13 protein-coding genes are annotated in these 14,571 nt (G+C 68.1%); 5 read left to right on the top strand and 8 right to left on the bottom strand.

Annotated features, from left to right (window positions below; translation table 11 throughout):
• Positions 1 to 4: 4 nt before the first annotated feature.
• Positions 5 to 802: a CoA-transferase subunit beta gene (locus J2848_RS11665; RefSeq protein ID WP_149231163.1), complete on the bottom strand. Its 798-nt coding sequence runs from the start codon at positions 800 to 802 to the stop codon at positions 5 to 7.
• Entirely contained in the window at positions 802 to 1,662 is an 861-nt protein-coding gene (locus J2848_RS11660; RefSeq protein WP_149231162.1) for a CoA transferase subunit A, read from the bottom strand. Before J2848_RS11660 ends, J2848_RS11665 begins: the two co-directional genes overlap by 1 nt.
• A 340-nt stretch (positions 1,663 to 2,002) precedes the next feature.
• On the opposite strand from J2848_RS11660, the gene J2848_RS11655 reads away from it, so the two are divergent.
• From J2848_RS11655 to J2848_RS11635, 5 genes are all read left to right on the top strand, one after another.
• The gene (locus J2848_RS11655) at positions 2,003 to 3,187 is read left to right on the top strand and encodes an ABC transporter substrate-binding protein (RefSeq protein ID WP_149231161.1); all 1,185 of its coding nucleotides are present in this window, start codon (positions 2,003 to 2,005) and stop codon (positions 3,185 to 3,187) included.
• Positions 3,188 to 3,463: 276 nt separating this feature from the next.
• Positions 3,464 to 4,333, top strand: coding sequence for a branched-chain amino acid ABC transporter permease (locus tag J2848_RS11650; protein WP_149231160.1), 870 nt, complete (start codon positions 3,464 to 3,466; stop codon positions 4,331 to 4,333).
• A complete protein-coding gene (locus J2848_RS11645; RefSeq protein ID WP_149231159.1) occupies positions 4,330 to 5,352 on the top strand; it encodes a branched-chain amino acid ABC transporter permease in 1,023 nt (340 codons plus the stop codon). The genes J2848_RS11650 and J2848_RS11645 overlap by 4 nt, the downstream gene beginning before the upstream one ends.
• Complete coding sequence (locus J2848_RS11640) at positions 5,349 to 6,104, top strand: ABC transporter ATP-binding protein (protein ID WP_149231158.1); 756 nt, start codon at positions 5,349 to 5,351, stop codon at positions 6,102 to 6,104. The genes J2848_RS11645 and J2848_RS11640 overlap by 4 nt, the downstream gene beginning before the upstream one ends.
• Positions 6,094 to 6,807 carry an ABC transporter ATP-binding protein gene (locus tag J2848_RS11635; RefSeq protein ID WP_149231157.1) on the top strand — a complete coding sequence of 238 codons (714 nt, stop codon included), beginning with the start codon at positions 6,094 to 6,096 and terminating at the stop codon, positions 6,805 to 6,807. The genes J2848_RS11640 and J2848_RS11635 overlap by 11 nt, the downstream gene beginning before the upstream one ends.
• 18 nt (positions 6,808 to 6,825) lie before the next feature.
• Here the strand turns inward: J2848_RS11635 and J2848_RS11630 are convergent, their stop codons facing one another.
• The 6 genes from J2848_RS11630 to J2848_RS11605 form a co-directional block, all read right to left on the bottom strand.
• Positions 6,826 to 7,866, bottom strand: a complete 1,041-nt coding sequence (locus J2848_RS11630; RefSeq protein WP_149231156.1) for an amino acid ABC transporter substrate-binding protein — start codon at positions 7,864 to 7,866, stop codon at positions 6,826 to 6,828.
• A 47-nt stretch (positions 7,867 to 7,913) separates the two neighbouring features.
• Positions 7,914 to 10,142 (bottom strand): methyl-accepting chemotaxis protein, encoded by a 2,229-nt coding sequence (locus J2848_RS11625; protein WP_149231155.1) that lies wholly within the window; start codon positions 10,140 to 10,142, stop codon positions 7,914 to 7,916.
• A 567-nt stretch (positions 10,143 to 10,709) separates the two neighbouring features.
• Entirely contained in the window at positions 10,710 to 11,417 is a 708-nt protein-coding gene (locus J2848_RS11620; protein WP_149231154.1) for a response regulator, read from the bottom strand.
• Positions 11,418 to 11,466: 49 nt separating this feature from the next.
• The gene (locus J2848_RS11615) at positions 11,467 to 12,210 is read right to left on the bottom strand and encodes an amino acid ABC transporter ATP-binding protein (RefSeq protein ID WP_042694164.1); all 744 of its coding nucleotides are present in this window, start codon (positions 12,208 to 12,210) and stop codon (positions 11,467 to 11,469) included.
• 20 nt (positions 12,211 to 12,230) lie between these two features.
• Positions 12,231 to 13,406 (bottom strand): amino acid ABC transporter permease, encoded by a 1,176-nt coding sequence (locus J2848_RS11610; protein WP_149231153.1) that lies wholly within the window; start codon positions 13,404 to 13,406, stop codon positions 12,231 to 12,233.
• The gene (locus J2848_RS11605; protein ID WP_149231152.1) at positions 13,403 to 14,560 is read right to left on the bottom strand and encodes an amino acid ABC transporter permease; all 1,158 of its coding nucleotides are present in this window, start codon (positions 14,558 to 14,560) and stop codon (positions 13,403 to 13,405) included. Before J2848_RS11605 ends, J2848_RS11610 begins: the two co-directional genes overlap by 4 nt.
• Between the last annotated feature and the right edge of the window lie 11 nt (positions 14,561 to 14,571).

Genomic DNA, 14,571 nt, shown 5'->3' with positions numbered 1-14,571 from the left:
GATGTCATCCTTCCCCGCCGCCGGCCTGCCCATGGGCGGCGGCGGTGCGGGCCTGGAGGTCGCGCAGGGCGGCGAGCGCGCCGGCGTCCGGGATTTCGGTGGTCTTCAGATCGGGCGAGATCTTCAGGTCCCAGCCGGTGGCCGCCTTCACCTGCTCCACCGTCACGCCGGGATGGATGCTGGTCAGGGTCAGCTCCTTGGTCACCGGGTCGGGGGTGAGGATGCCGAGGTCGGTGATCACCGCGGTCGGCCCGGCGCCGGGGATGCCGGCCTTTGCCCGCGCGTCGCCGCCGTCGAGATATCCCGCGGAGGTGACGAAGGGCAGCTTGGCGACGAAGGCCTTCGGGCTCTGCTTCAGGACGATGAAGACCTCCTTGGCCTGGGAGGCGATCTCCGGCGCGCCGCCGGCACCGGGCAGCCGCACCTTGGGCGCGTCATAGGGGCCGATGATCGTGGTGTTGATGTTGGCGAAGCGGTCGACCTGGGCGGCGCCGAGGAAGCCGACGTCGATCCGCCCGCCCTGCAGCCAGTAGCGGAAGATCTCCGGCGTGCTGACCACGGTGTCGGCGGTCAGCGCGAGGTCGCCGTCGCCGATCGACAGCGGCAGCACCGTCGGCTTGGCGCCGATCGGACCGGATTCATAGATCAGCACCACCTCGGGTGCATGGGTCAGCCGGGCGAGGTTGGCGGCGGTGGAGGGCAGGCCGATGCCGACGAAACAGACGGTACCGTCCTTCAGCAGGCGGCTGGCCGCCACCGTCATGATCTCGGTCGCGGTGAAATCAAGAGTTTCGGCGCTCATCACACGGCCTCCTTCATGCTTTCGGCCAGCACGCGGCGGAAGCCGGCGAAATCGTCGGTGTCCAGCACATGGCGCTGCATCCAGGCCCGGAAGTCGTCGCGCGAGCGGGCGATGGGGTCCCAGGCCTTGTAGAAGCGGTTGTCGCGCTCCGAATAGCCCTGGGCGTAGGACGGATAGGCGCCGCCGGGGACAGGACAGACGGCGGAGAGCGCCCAGCTCGGCAGCACGCAGGCGTTCGGCGGCGCCTCCAGGTCGTCGACGATCTCCTCGACCGTGACGATGGAACGCTTGGCGGCCAGCACCGCCTCCTTCTGGACGCCGAGGATGCCCCAGAGCAGGACATTGCCGCGGCGGTCGGCCTTCTGGGCATGGATCACCGTCACGTCCGGGCGGACGGAGGGGATGGCGGCCAGCTTCTCAGCCGTAAAGGGGCACTCGACGAAGCGGATGTTCGGATTGACCTTCGGCAGGTCGGAGCCGGTGTAGCCGCGCAGCAGGGCGAAGGGCAGGTTGGAGGCGCCGGCGACATAGGCGTTCGCCATGCCGGCGTGGCTGTGCTCCTCGGTCTCCAGCCGGTGCGGCCAGCCCTGTTCGACGGCGTCGCGGAAGCGGTGGAGGGAGCCGACGCCGGGATTGCCGCCCCAGGAGAAGATCAGCTTCGTGGCACAGCCCATGCCGATCATCTGGTCGTAGATCAGGTCCGGCGTCATGCGCACCAGGGTCAGGCCGCGCCGGCCCTGCCGGATGATCTCATGCCCGGCGGCATGGGGAATCAGGTGGGTGAACCCTTCCAGGGCGACCGTGTCGCCGTCGTGCACGAGGCTCGCCACCGCCTCGCGCAGGGGCGTGATCTTCGCCATATGACCTCCCGAATGTGCGAAAACCGCACGTTGATCTGCCTTTTGACACAGATTGGCGACGAGGCTCGGCAACTGTCAAGGGCGAAAAATGCACATAGCGTACGATAATCGCCCATATTGCACCGCAACATTCGGAAGTGAGTGTAAATTTGACGGTCATATCCAAGAAATCCATGCGAATACAGTCACATAAGTGATCGGGAAAATTTGTGCGATTATAGAACTTAAACTCATATATCGAACTTGACGGTTATGGCATCCCTCAGTACGGTTGTCTAAACAGTCAATGACCGGGACAATGAGTTCCGGCGCCGGCAAGCGGTCACATATGGGAGGGACAATGACGAGGACTCTGCGCAACGCGCTGCTCGGTGCGGCGTTCGGTCTGGCGCTGGCGGCCGGTCCGGCCGGGGCCGCCACCATCAAGGTCGGCGTCGTGGCGCCCTTCTCCGGGCCGTTCGGGGTCGTGGGCAAGAGCTTCAAGGAGGCCATCGAGCTCTATCAGGCCGAACATGGCAAGACCGTCGGCAACGACACGGTGGAGTTCGTCTACAAGGATCTCGATCAGGCCAACCCGGCCCAAAGCAAGGCGCTGTCGCAGGAGCTGATCGTCAAGGAGAGGGTGTCCGTCCTCGCCGGCTATTTCTTCACGCCGGACGCGCTGGCCGTCGCCCCGCTGATCGACGAGGCGAACATTCCCTGCGTGATCTTCAACGCCGCGACCTCCGCCATTACGGAAAAGTCGCCGCGCTATGTCCGCACCTCCTTCACCTTGTGGCAGAACACGGTGCCGCTGGCCGAATACATGGCCAAGCAGGGGATCAAGAAGGCGATTTCGGCGGTCAGCGACTATGGCCCCGGCATCGACGGCGAGGCCGCCTTCAAGGCCACCTTCGAGAAGCATGGCGGCACGGTGGTCGACACCATCCGCATGCCGCTGAAGTCCGCCGACTTCGCCCCCTTCATGCAGCGCATCAAGGATTCGGGCGCCGAGGCCGTCTATGCCTTCCTGCCGGCCGGTCCGGCGACGCTGGCCTTCGCCAAGGCCTTCAACGACACCGGGCTGCGCGCCGCCGGCATCAAGTTCTTCGGTCCCGGCGACCTGACCCAGGAACCGGACCTGCCGGCGCTGGGCGACGCGGCGCTGGGCATCACCACCACCTTCAACTACAGCCGCGCGCATGATTCGGCGATGAACAAGGCCTTCGTCGCCAAGCACAAGGAGATGTTCGGGTCCTACGACACCGTCACCTTCACCTCGGTCGGCGCCTATGACGGCACGCATGTCATCTATCAGATGATCAAGAATGCCGGCGGCAGGATCGACGGTGCCAAGGCCGTGGAGTCGGTGAAGGGCATGAGCTGGGAAAGTCCGCGCGGGCCCCTGACCATCGACCCCGACAGCCGCCACGTCACCCAGACGATCTATCTGCGCACGGTCGAGAAGGTCGACGGCAAATTGGAGAATGTCGAGAAGGAGGCGTTCCCGAAGCAGCCGGACTATGGGTACAAGCTGGCGAAGTGAGGGGGTGTCCCTCTCCCAACCAAGATGAAATCCCCTCTCCCCCCTGCTCTCGCGCAAACTTCGTTTGCGCTGACGCGACAGGCGGACCAAAGGTCCGCCGAAAGCGGGGAGAGGGTTAGGGTGAGGGGGACGCACATGCTGGATTTTTGTCGAAGACCTGCCACGCATCCCCCTCACCCCGACCCTCTCCCCGGGGGGGAGAGGGAGATCTTCCCAAGTTGGGAGGTTCGCGCATGACGTAGCCCCGGGGCGGGAGAGGGCAGACGGAGAGACATCATGGAAACCATGTTCGGGATCGCCGTCGACGGGGTCGCCTACGGCATGATCCTCTTCATCATCTCCGTCGGGCTGTCGGTGACGCTGGGGCTGATGCGGGTGGTCAATCTGGCGCACGGCGCCTTCGCCATGGTCGGCGGCTATGTCGCCTCCTATGCCGCGCAGAGCGCCGGGCTGCCCTATGCGGCGGCGCTGGTGGCGGCGGTGGCGTTGACGGTTCTGGCGACGCTGCCGCTGGAGCGGCTGCTGTACCGGCGCATCTACGGCTCGGCCAACGAGCTGGCGCAGGTGCTGCTGACCATCGGCCTGACCTTCGTCATCGTCGCCGGCATCAACTACCTGTTCGGCCCGACGCTGAAGCGCATCCCGCTGCCGGACCTGCTGACCGGCACGGTGGCGCTGGGGCCGAAGGCCATCCCCACCCACCGTGCCTTCGTCATCGGCGCCGGGGCGGCGACCCTGCTGGGGCTGTGGTGGCTGCTGGAGCGCACCGATTTCGGCATCCGGCTGCGCGCGGCGGTCGATGACCCCGCCATGGCGGCGGCGCTGGGCATCCGGACCGAGCGGCTCTATCTGGCGACCTTCGCGCTCGGCACCGGGCTGGCGGCGCTGGGCGGCGTGCTGGGGGCGGAGCTGCTGCCCTTGGAGCCCTATTACGCCATCCGCTACATCGTGCTGTTCCTGGCGGTGGTGGCGGTCGGCGGGGCCGGCAGCATCTTCGGATCGGCGGCGGCGGCGCTGGCGCTGGGCATCATCGACACCGCCGGCAAATACCTGATCCCGAATTTCGGCGAGTTCTTCTTCTACGCCGCGCTGATCCTGATCCTGTTCCGCTGGCCCCACGGCTTCTTCAAAGGGAGGACGGCATGACGAGCGTCGCCGCGCGTGACGGAAAGGCCGGCCAGATGACCAGACCCGCTCCGCTCGGCCGGCGCCGCGATCTCGGCTGGATCGGCATTCCGCTGGTCGCGGTGGCCGGGCTGGCCGCCTATTGGCTGCTGCCGGACGATCTGGCGCTGCTGACCCGCATCGCCGCCTCGGCGCTGTTCGTGCTGTCGCTCGACCTCGTGCTCGGCTATGGCGGGATCGCCACGCTGGGGCAGGCGGCGATGTTCGGCACCGGCGCCTATGCCGCCGGCATCGTCGCGGTCAACTGGAACAGCGACCCCTTCGTCATGCTGGCGGCGGGCGGGCTGGCCGGCGGGCTGATCGCGCTGGTCACCGGTGCCCTGATCCTGCATGCGCGCGGGCTGACCCTGCTGATGCTGACCATCGCGGTCGGGCAGATCGTGCAGGAGGTCGCCAACAAGGCGCGCGACTGGACCGGCGGCAGCGACGGGCTGTCGGGCATCGACCCGGCGCCGGTGCTGGGGCTGTTCCGCTTCGACATGTTCGGCCGCACCTCCTACCTGTTCGCGCTGGCGGTGCTGGTGGTTGGGCTGGTGGTGGCGCGGCGGATCGTGCGCTCGCCCTTCGGGCTGGCCTGCCGCGGGGTGAAGGAGGATCCCTTGCGGATCTCCGCCATCGGTGGGTCGCCGAAATCCTATCTGGTGGCGCTCTATGGCGTGGCCGGGGTGTTCGCCGGGGTGGCGGGGGCGCTGACCGCGGTGACCAGCGGCATCGTCGGGCTGGACAGCGCCGGCTTCCCCTGGTCGGCGGAGGCGCTGGTGATGCTGGTGCTGGGCGGCACCGGGCGGCTCTATGGCGCGGTGATCGGCACGGCGGCCTTCATGGGCATCCACCATGTCCTGGCCGCCAGCGATCCCTTCCACTGGATGGGCTTCATCGGCCTGTTCCTGATCGGCATCGTCCTGTTCCTGCCCGGCGGCATCGCGTCCGGTTTGGAGCGGCTGGGCGGGCTGTTTCGGGGGAAAGAGGACCGGGCATGACCAAGCTTCTGGAAGTCGAAGGGCTGAGCAAGAATTTCGGCGGCCTCCAGGTGTCGTCCGACATCACCATGACGCTGAATGCCGGCGACCGCTGCGCGCTGATCGGACCGAACGGGGCGGGGAAGACGACCTTCGTCAACCTCGTCACCGGGGTGATCCCGCCCAGCGCCGGCACCATCCGGCTGGACGGCCGCGACATCACCCGGCTGTCGGCGGCGGAACGGGTGCGGCTGGGGCTGATCCGCAGTTTCCAGGTGGCGCGGCTGTTCAAGTCGATGACGGTGCGCGAGCATCTGGAACTGGCCGTCCTCCAGCGCGACCGCCGCACCTTCCGCCTGTTCGCCAGCGTCGCGAAGGTGGCCGGGCTGGCCGACGAGGTGGCGGGGCTGCTCGACGGCATGGGGCTGACGCCGGTGGCGCACACGGCGGTCGGCTCGCTCGCCTATGGGCAGCAGCGGCTGCTGGAGATCGCGCTGGCGCTCGCCATGAAGCCGAAGGTGCTGATCCTCGACGAGCCGGCGGCCGGCGTGCCCCATTCGGAAAGCCAGCGCATCCTCGACGCCATCGACCGGCTGCCGAAGGATCTGGCGGTGCTGATGATCGAGCACGACATGGATCTGGTGTTCCGCTTCGCCAGTTCGATCGTGGTGCTGGCGCAGGGGCGGCTGCTGTGCAGCGGCACCGCCAAGGAGATCGTCGCCGACCCGCGCGTGCGCGAGGTCTATCTGGGGAGCCGTGCCGATGCACACTGAACCGCGGGGAGCACTTGAGGTCGCCGATCTGCGCGCCGGCTACGGCAAGACGCTGATCCTCGACGGCGTATCGCTGGCCGTGCCGGCGGGTGGGCGGCTGGCGCTGCTCGGCCGCAACGGGGTGGGCAAGACGACGACGCTGGCGACGCTGGTCGGCCAGACCACCCGCCATGGCGGCAGCATCCGGCTGGACGGGGTGGATCTCAGTGGAATGAACAGCTCGGCGCGCGCGGCGGCCGGGCTGGGCTATGTGCCGCAGACGCGCGACATCTTCAAATCGCTGACGGTGGAGGAGAATCTCGTCACCGGGCTGAAGGGGCGGCCGCGCTGCGCGCTGGCGGAGGCGTACGAGCTGTTTCCCCGGCTGGGCGAGCGGCGGCGCAACGGCGGTGGCGAGCTGTCGGGCGGCGAGCAGCAGATGCTGTCGGTCGCCCGCGCCCTGCTGGGCAAGCCGACGGTGCTGCTGCTGGACGAGCCGCTGGAAGGGCTGGCGCCGGTGATCTGCGACACGCTGATGGCGGCGCTGTCGAAGCTGGACATGACGATCGTGCTTGTGGAGCAGCAGGTCGACCGCGCCCTGGACTTCGCCGACCGCGTGGTCTTCCTCGACCGCGGCCGGGTGGTGCATGCCGGGCCGGCGGCACAGGCGAAGGCGGATTCGGCGCTGCTGGAACGGCATCTGGGCGTGGCGCTGGCGGCGTAGGGGGATTTCCCCGACGCGTTACCGGAACGGCGGTGCGTAGAGCAACCCGCCCTGGGTCCAGGGCCTGTTCAGGCCGCGGTCCATGCCGTAGGGGACGCCCAGGTTGCGGTCGAAGATCTCGCCGTAGTTTCCGACCTGCGCCAGCACCTGCAAGGCCCAGTCGTCGGGCAGGCCCAGCGTGCGGGCGACGGTGCCGGCATGGCCCAGCATGCGGTGCAGTTCGGGGTCGTCGGGGATGCGGCCGGCTTGCACGTCGGCGGACGTGATGCCCTTGGTGTCGGCCAGGACGATGGCGTGGAGCACCCAGCGGGTGATGTCGTACCAGTTGCGGTCGCCGCGCGCGATGTAGGGCGTCAGCGGCTCGCGCGAGATCACGTCGGGATAGATGTAGATGCCCATGCCGGCCTGCCGGTAGCCGGCCAGCGAGGTGATCAGCACCGTGCGGTCGGTGGTCAGCAGGTCGCATTCATGGGCGAGGAAGGCCTGCAACGCCTCGTCCAGCGTCTGGAAGGTGCGCATCGTCCAGGGCAGGTCGGACTTGCGGATATGGTCCTCCAGGTTGCGGACCGTGGTGGTGGCGGTCTTGACGCAGACGGTGCGGGCGCCCAGCCGGTCGAGCGGCGGCGGCGTGCCGTCCGCGTGGATGGCGAAGCCCTGGCCGTCATGCAGAAGCGGCATCAGGAACTCGATGTCGTAGGAGAGGTCGCGGCTGAAGGTCCAGGTCGTCGTGGTCAGCGCCACGTCGACCTCGTGCTTCTCCACCGCCTGGAACTCCTGCGGCTTTTCCGGCAGCCGGACGACGCGGATTGCCTGGGCATTGCCCAGGGTCGCCGCGGCGAAGACCCGGCAGACATCGACCAGGAAACCGTCGAGATGTCCCTGCGGGTCGGAGAAGGAGATGCCGCTGACGCCGCTGCGCAGGCCGCAGATCAGGAACCCGCGGCCGTGGATGCGTTCCAGCGTGCCGCCGTCCTCGGCCCAGGCTGGTGGTGTGAGCGACGGTGAGGCCGATACCATTGCCAGCAGCAGAAGCAACACCAGCCGCATCCCGACACCCATTCCCTGACCCGCCTCATCCGCCGCTCTTTCGCGGAGGGCGGGCGGGATCAGGCCGCCTGCCCGGCGCGCAGCGTGCCGAGCAGACTATGCAGCGAAGCGGCTTCCTCGGCCAGCGTGTTCGCCGTTTCGGTCAGGGACGCCGCGATGTCGCCGGTGCGGGCGGCCTGGGCGCTGACGCCGTCGATCAGGCTCGCCACCTCGCCGGTGTTGCCGGCGATCACGCCGACGCGGTTGCGGATGTCGGTGGAGGAGTCGGTCTGGCGGGCCACCGCCTCGCCGATCAGCTCCTGCACCTCGTTGATGCGCTCGACCGAGCCGGAGATGCGGGCGAAGGTGCCGACGGTGTTCTGGATGCTGCCGTTGATGGCACTGACCGAACTGGCGATCTGCACGGTGGCGTTGGCGGTCTCCTCCGCCAGCTTCTTCACCTCCGCCGCCACCACGGCGAAGCCGCGGCCCGCCACGCCGGCGGCGGCCGCCTCGATGGTGGCGTTCAGCGCCAAGAGCTTGGTCTGGTGGGCGATGCCGGTGATGACGTCGACGATCCGGCGGATCTGCTCGGTGTTCTCGCCCAGCTGGCCGACCACCTCGCGGGCGGCGGTCAGCTCGCCCAGCGTGGCGCCGACCACCCCCGCCGCCTCCGTCGCGAGGCTGGAGACGCTGCCGATGGTGTCCATCAGCACCTCGGCGCTGTCGTTGCAGGTGTTGGCGTTGCGGTTGCTCTCGGCGACGAAGCTGCCGGCGCTGACCGTGCTGTCGATGGTGCCGGACGATTCGCGGCGCAGCGCGTCGGCCAGCTCGCGCAGCTGGCCCGACTGGGTGGCGACGCCGGACGCCACCTGATGCACGTCCTCCATCAGCTGGCGGGCGAGGGCGGCGGAGCGCACCTGCTCGGTCACGTCGGTCCAGGACAGCGTCTTGCCCAGCACGTTGCCCTGGTCGTCGAACACGGTATCGACATGGGCCTCCACCGTCGTCTCGTCCACCGTCAGGGTGCGGCGCGGGATCGGCGGGCGGGCGGGGTCGGTGCAGGCGGCGGTGAAGTCCGGCCCCTGGGCCAGCAGGTCGGGACCGGTCGGGTCGATGCCGTGCGCCTCGCAGAAGGTCCGGGCGGCGGGGTTGACGAACCCGACTTGGCCGTCGGTGCGCAGCAGGGCGGTGGGCACCGGGCTGCTGTCGACCATCCGCTTCATCAGCAGCACCTGCTCGACGCTGCCGCGCAGGCGGCGTAGCGCCGTCGCCATCACCGCCAGCTCGTCGCGGCCGGTGCGGGGAACCTCGATGGACAGGTCGCCGGCGGCGATCTGCTCCATGGCGCGGGCGAACTTGCGCAGGCTGGCGAAGACGGCGACGCGCAGAAGCAGGGCGGCGGCGATGGCGACCGCCAGCGCGAAGGCGCCGACCATCTTCAGCGCGTCGTTGCGAAGCTCCTCCGTCGCGCCGACGAACTCGGAAACGTCGCGGGAAATCTCCGCCGTCGCCCAGGGCAGCCCGCCGTCGCCGCCGAGCGACACGGTGGTGGTGGAGAGCTGCGCATGGGCCGACGGCTCGCCGCCCTTGGCCTCGAACAGCACGCCGCCCTTGGTGTCGGTGAAGCGGATGTCGGCGTCCAGCACCGCGCCCAGGTTCGACAGGGCGGGCAGGGGATCGGTCACCACCTCCAGGAAACCCAGGACGCGGAAGCCGCCGATCGGGACGATCATGCTGAACAGCGGCCGGCCCTGGCCGTCGCGCCACAGCAGGCTGGCAGGGCGGCGCTTGTCGGCGAGGTCGCGGGTCTTCAGCGCCTCGAACAGCGGGGCGACGGTGGCGACGCTGTCCTGCTCCCCGCCGGTGAGGGCGATGCGGGTCATGTCGGCATCGTAGACGGCGACCGAGACCAGCCGCACCTCGCGATCGACCACGACGGGGCGGGCGTTGATGTTCTTCAGCGCCAGCATCGTCTTGGCCGGATCCTTCTGGTTGATGCTGTCGACCAGGAAGGCGTCGCGGCTCCATTCGTTGGCGTGGCCCTGGAGCCATTCCGTGTAGTTCTTGCGGATGCGGTCGTTGGCGAGCACCCGCAGCGTCGCCGCGGCACTGCTGTTGAAGGTGGTCAGCGCGAAGTCGGTGTAGCGTTGCGACACCCAGGCCTGGCTGGCGATCAGCGCCGCCACCAGCACACCCACCACCGACACCATGGCGCGGCGCAGGGTCCAGAAGCGGTGGCGCATGCCGCCATCGTCCGTGGTGCCGCCCGTCTCCGCCCGGCCTGCTTTCGTCGAGATCGCCGTCATGCCCAAACCCCCGCCGCCAATAACGGTTTTACGGATTGCTACACGCATATCGTCGCAGGGCCCTTTGAACGGTTTAGCGTTCATTTGTGAACAGTTCGTGTCTTTTCGTTTGCATTTGAGGCAAGCGCGGATGACAGGGGGAAGGAAACAGACGGTCTTTTCGGCAGATGGACGGGCCAGGACTTTCCTGGAGAGGAATCGTGCAAGAAGAAAAGCAACCACATGTGGTGGGATGACTTTGGAACAGGCTGCCCGCCTGCGTTAACGCATAAAAAATGGGCCACGGAAACGCGCGAAAAAATTCGCGATTTCCGTGGCCCAGGTTGCCGAGCGCGTGGCCGCCGCGAGACTGAAGCGACGGGGGAGTTTGCTCGGGGTTGGGTGTCTTGCCCTCTCCCGCCCCCGCTCTCCCTCTCCCGGGGAGAGGGTTGGGGTGAAGGGGATGCAGGGGGTGGATTTGGCAGGGAGCGGGGAGCGCGCGGTTCTTGAGAATCCTCGCGGTGCGCCCCCCTCACCCTAACCCTCTCCCCGGGGGGAGAGGGGATCCTGGCCGGTTCGAAGAACTCCCTACCCATCCTGCGTGACATCGCCGGCGAACAGGTATCCCGTGCCGTGGACGGTGACGAGCAGCCTCGGGTCGGCGGGGTCGGTCTCGATCAGGCGGCGCAGGCGGCGGACGAGGCTGTCGATCGTGCGGTCGGTGGCGTCCGTCTTGCGCCGCGTCGTCGCCGTCAGCAGATAGTCGCGGTTCATCACCCGGCCGGGGTTGCAGACGAAGGTCGACAGCAGTTCGAACTCCGCACCGGTCAGCCGCACCGGGTTGCCCTGCGGGTCGGTCAGGCGCATGCGGTCCAGCCACAGCGTCCAGCCGGAAAAGCAGCGCCGGCGGTCGTCGCGCTGGTCGCCCGGCGCCTTCAGCCGGCGCAGCAGGTTCCGCACCCGGGCCAGGATCTCGCGCGGCTCGAAGGGCTTCGCGATGTAGTCGTCTGCCCCCATCTCCAGCCCGATGATGCGGTCCAGCTTCTCCGCCCGGCTGCTGACCAGGATGATGCCGATCTCCGACACCGCGCGCAGTTCGCGGGTCAGGGTCAGCCCGTCCTGGCGCGGCAGCCGGATGTCGAGCAGCACGAGGTCCACCGCCGTCGCCGCCAGCAGGTCCTTCAGCTCCTCGGCACTTCGGGCCTGGAGGACGTCGAAGCCCTCATCCGTCAGGTAGGACTTCAGCGTCTCGCGCGTCACCGCGTCGTCGTCGGTGATGGCAATGGTCGCCGGCATGGCCCTCTCGTCCGCCTTTCGCGCCCCACCTTGACCCGTGGGTTCCGCCTCAATGTTCCAGGATCTGGCCCAGGAACTGGCGGGTGCGCTCGCTTTTCGGGTTCTCGAAGAATTCGGCCGGCGACCCGCTCTCGATGATCGAGCCCTCGGCCATGAAGACAATAGAGTCGGCGACCTGCCGGGCGAAACCCATTTCGTGGGTGACGCAGACCATGGTCATGCCCTCGCCGGCCAGCTCGGTCATCACGTCCAGCACCTCCTTGACCATTTCGGGGTCCAGCGCCGAGGTCGGCTCGTCGAACAGCATGATCTCCGGGCGCATGCAGAGCGCGCGGGCGATGGCGACGCGTTGCTGCTGGCCGCCGGACAGCTGGCCGGGGAACTTGTGCGCCTGGTCGGGGATGCGCACCCGCTTCAGGTACATCATGGCGATTTCCTCGATCTCGGACTTCGCCATACCGCGGACCCAGATCGGGGCCAGCGTCAGGTTCTGCAGCACGGTCAGGTGCGGGAACAGGTTGAAGTTCTGGAACACCATGCCGACCTTGCGGCGGATCTTCTCCACCGCCTTGACGTCGTCGGTCAGTTCGATGCCGTCGACGATGATGTGGCCGGTCTGGTGCGCCTCGAGCCGGTTGATGCAGCGGATCATCGTCGACTTGCCCGAGCCCGACGGGCCGCAGACGACGACCTTCTCGCCCTTGCCGATGCTGATGCTGACGTCGCGGAGCGCGTGGTAGCTGTTGTACCACTTGCCGACCTTGCGGAGTTCGATGATGGCGTTGGCGGTCATTTGTCGGTCTCCAGAGCCGGTCAGCGGCGGGTGTAGCGGTTGGCCAGACGCTCCAGCCACTGGCTGTAGCGCGACATGCTGAAGCAGAAGATCCAGAACATCAGCCCGGCGAAGACATAGACCTCGGCGAAATAGGGGCGCCATTCGGGGTCGGTCGTCGCCACGGTGGCGGCGGTCAGCAGGTCGTACAGGCCGACGATGGTGACCAGCGAGGTGTCCTTGAAGGCGCTGATGAACTGGTTGACGATCGGCGGGATGACGATGCGCAGCGCCTGCGGCAGGACGATCAGCATCGTCTTCTGCCAGTAGGACAGGCCGAGCGCGTCGGCGGCCTCGGACTGGCCCTTGGGGATCGCCTGCAGGCCGCCGCGTACCGCTTCGGCCAGATAGGCGGCGGTGAACAGGGTCATGCCGGCCAGCGCGCGCAGCAGCTTGTCCACCGTGACGCCTTCCGGCAGGAACAGCGGGAACATTACCGAGGCCATGAACAGCACGCTGACCAGCGGCACGCCGCGCATCGTCTCGATGAAGCCGACGCAGAAGGTCCTGATGGCCGGCAGCGACGACTGGCGGCCGAGCGCCAGCAGGATCGACAGCGGGAAGGCCAGGGCGATGGAGAAGACCGACAGCATCAGCGTGATCGGCAGCCCGCCCCAGCGGTCGTTCGGCACATAGGTGAGGCCGGCGACGCCGCCCCACATCAGCACGCCCATGCCGACCAGCGTCAGCGCCCAGGCGACGGCCAGCCAGGGCCGCCAGAAGGCGCGCACACCGCTGGCTCCCAGCATCGCCACGAACAGGGCGCAGGCCAGGAAGGGGCGCCACTGCTCGTCATAGGGGTAGGTGCCGAAGAAGATCAGCCGGTGCTTGACCACGATCACCGACCAGCAGGCGCCGGCCGCCTCGCGGCAGGCCTCCGACGACCCGGACCAGCTGGCGTTCAGCAGCAGCCAGTTCGCCATCGGCGGCACCACCAGCCACAGCAGGAACAGGCAGGCGACGGTCAGCGCCGTGTTCAGCGGCGTGTTGAAGAGGTTGTCTTTCGCCCAGCCGAAGGGCTTCAGCGCCGTCATGCCGTTGGCCTGCGGCGGGGCGGAGGCCTGGCTCGGCTCCTCCTCGTAGGAGGCGGCCCAATGGGCGGGAGGGACGGGAGCGGTGGGGATGGGGGCCGGATCGGCCGGGAACTGCTTGCTCATCGGGTCACCAGAGCCACGCGGCGGTTGTACCAGTTCATGAAGCCGGAGATCGCGAGGCTGATGATGAGGTAGACGAGCATCATCATCGCCACCGCCTCCACCACCTGACCGGTCTGGTTGGCCGAGGTGTTGGAGACGCTGACCAGATCCGGATAGCCGATGGCGACGGCCAGCGAGCTGTTCTTGGTCAGGTTCAGATACTGGCTGGTCAGCGGCGGCACGATGACGCGCAGCGCCTGCGGCAGGATGACGAGGCGCAGGATCTTGCCCGGTGACAGGCCCAGCGCCAGCCCGGCCTCGGTCTGGCCGTGCGGCACGGCGAGGATGCCGGAGCGCACGATCTCGGCGATGAAGCCGGCGGTGTAGACCGACAGGCCGATCAGCAGCGCGGTGAATTCCGGGGTGACCGACCCGCCGCCCTCGAAGTTGAAGCCGGCCAGGACCGGCACGTCGAAGGCCAGCGGCGCGCCGGTGGCGATGAAGGCCAGGGCCGGCGGCAGCAGCACGGCGGCGATGGCGGCCGGCAGGGTGGGGAAGGGCTTGCCGGTGGCCTCGCGGCGGCGGCGGCCATGGCGGACGACGGCGAAGGCGGCGGCGATGCCGGCGACCAGTGCCAGCAGGATCCAGCCATGGCCGGCATGCTCCACCAGGACCGGGAACTTCATGCCGCGGTTGCTGAGGAAGATGCCCGGCAGGATCTCCAGCGCCTCGCGCGGGCTGGGGAGCCGGTTCAGGATCGTGTACCAGACCACCAGCTGCAAAAGCAGCGGCACGTTGCGCACCGTCTCGACATACAGGGTGGCGAAGCGGTTCACCATCCAGTTGGACGACAGCCGCCCGATGCCGATCAGCACGCCCAGCACGGTCGCCAGCACCACACCCGCGGCCGACACCGCCAGCGTGTTCAAGAGGCCGACGACCAGCGCCTTCAGATAGGTGTCCGATGCGGTATAGGACAGCAGGCTCTCGCCGATCTCGAAGCCGGCTTCGCGGTGCAGGAAGCCGAGACCGGTGGCGACGCCGCGGTTGGCGAGGTTGGTCAGCGTGTTGGAGACGAGATACCAGGCGACGGCGAGGGTGCAGGCCAGAAACAGCGCCTGATACAGCCACCCCCGCACGCGCGCGGAGTTCAGCGCCTGGACCGGGTTTGTCATGGTGTTGCTCC

Source organism: Azospirillum lipoferum (genome assembly GCF_024170005.1).
Lineage (GTDB): Bacteria > Pseudomonadota > Alphaproteobacteria > Azospirillales > Azospirillaceae > Azospirillum > Azospirillum lipoferum.
The sequence above is the reverse complement of the archived record's forward strand: the minus strand, read 5'-3'. Positions and strand labels throughout refer to the sequence as shown.

Excerpts from the sequence above, each read along its gene's own strand:
- J2848_RS11665 (WP_149231163.1), bottom strand. The coding sequence starts at position 802 with ATGAGCGCCGAAACTCTTGATTTCACCGCGACCGAGATCATGACGGTG.
- J2848_RS11660 (WP_149231162.1), bottom strand. The coding sequence starts at position 1,662 with ATGGCGAAGATCACGCCCCTGCGCGAGGCGGTGGCGAGCCTCGTGCAC.
- J2848_RS11655 (WP_149231161.1), top strand. The coding sequence starts at position 2,003 with ATGACGAGGACTCTGCGCAACGCGCTGCTCGGTGCGGCGTTCGGTCTG.
- J2848_RS11650 (WP_149231160.1), top strand. The coding sequence starts at position 3,464 with ATGGAAACCATGTTCGGGATCGCCGTCGACGGGGTCGCCTACGGCATG.
- J2848_RS11645 (WP_149231159.1), top strand. The coding sequence starts at position 4,330 with ATGACGAGCGTCGCCGCGCGTGACGGAAAGGCCGGCCAGATGACCAGA.
- J2848_RS11640 (WP_149231158.1), top strand. The coding sequence starts at position 5,349 with ATGACCAAGCTTCTGGAAGTCGAAGGGCTGAGCAAGAATTTCGGCGGC.
- J2848_RS11635 (WP_149231157.1), top strand. The coding sequence starts at position 6,094 with ATGCACACTGAACCGCGGGGAGCACTTGAGGTCGCCGATCTGCGCGCC.
- J2848_RS11630 (WP_149231156.1), bottom strand. The coding sequence starts at position 7,866 with ATGGGTGTCGGGATGCGGCTGGTGTTGCTTCTGCTGCTGGCAATGGTA.
- J2848_RS11625 (WP_149231155.1), bottom strand. The coding sequence starts at position 10,142 with ATGACGGCGATCTCGACGAAAGCAGGCCGGGCGGAGACGGGCGGCACC.
- J2848_RS11620 (WP_149231154.1), bottom strand. The coding sequence starts at position 11,417 with ATGCCGGCGACCATTGCCATCACCGACGACGACGCGGTGACGCGCGAG.
- J2848_RS11615 (WP_042694164.1), bottom strand. The coding sequence starts at position 12,210 with ATGACCGCCAACGCCATCATCGAACTCCGCAAGGTCGGCAAGTGGTAC.
- J2848_RS11610 (WP_149231153.1), bottom strand. The coding sequence starts at position 13,406 with ATGAGCAAGCAGTTCCCGGCCGATCCGGCCCCCATCCCCACCGCTCCC.
- J2848_RS11605 (WP_149231152.1), bottom strand. The coding sequence starts at position 14,560 with ATGACAAACCCGGTCCAGGCGCTGAACTCCGCGCGCGTGCGGGGGTGG.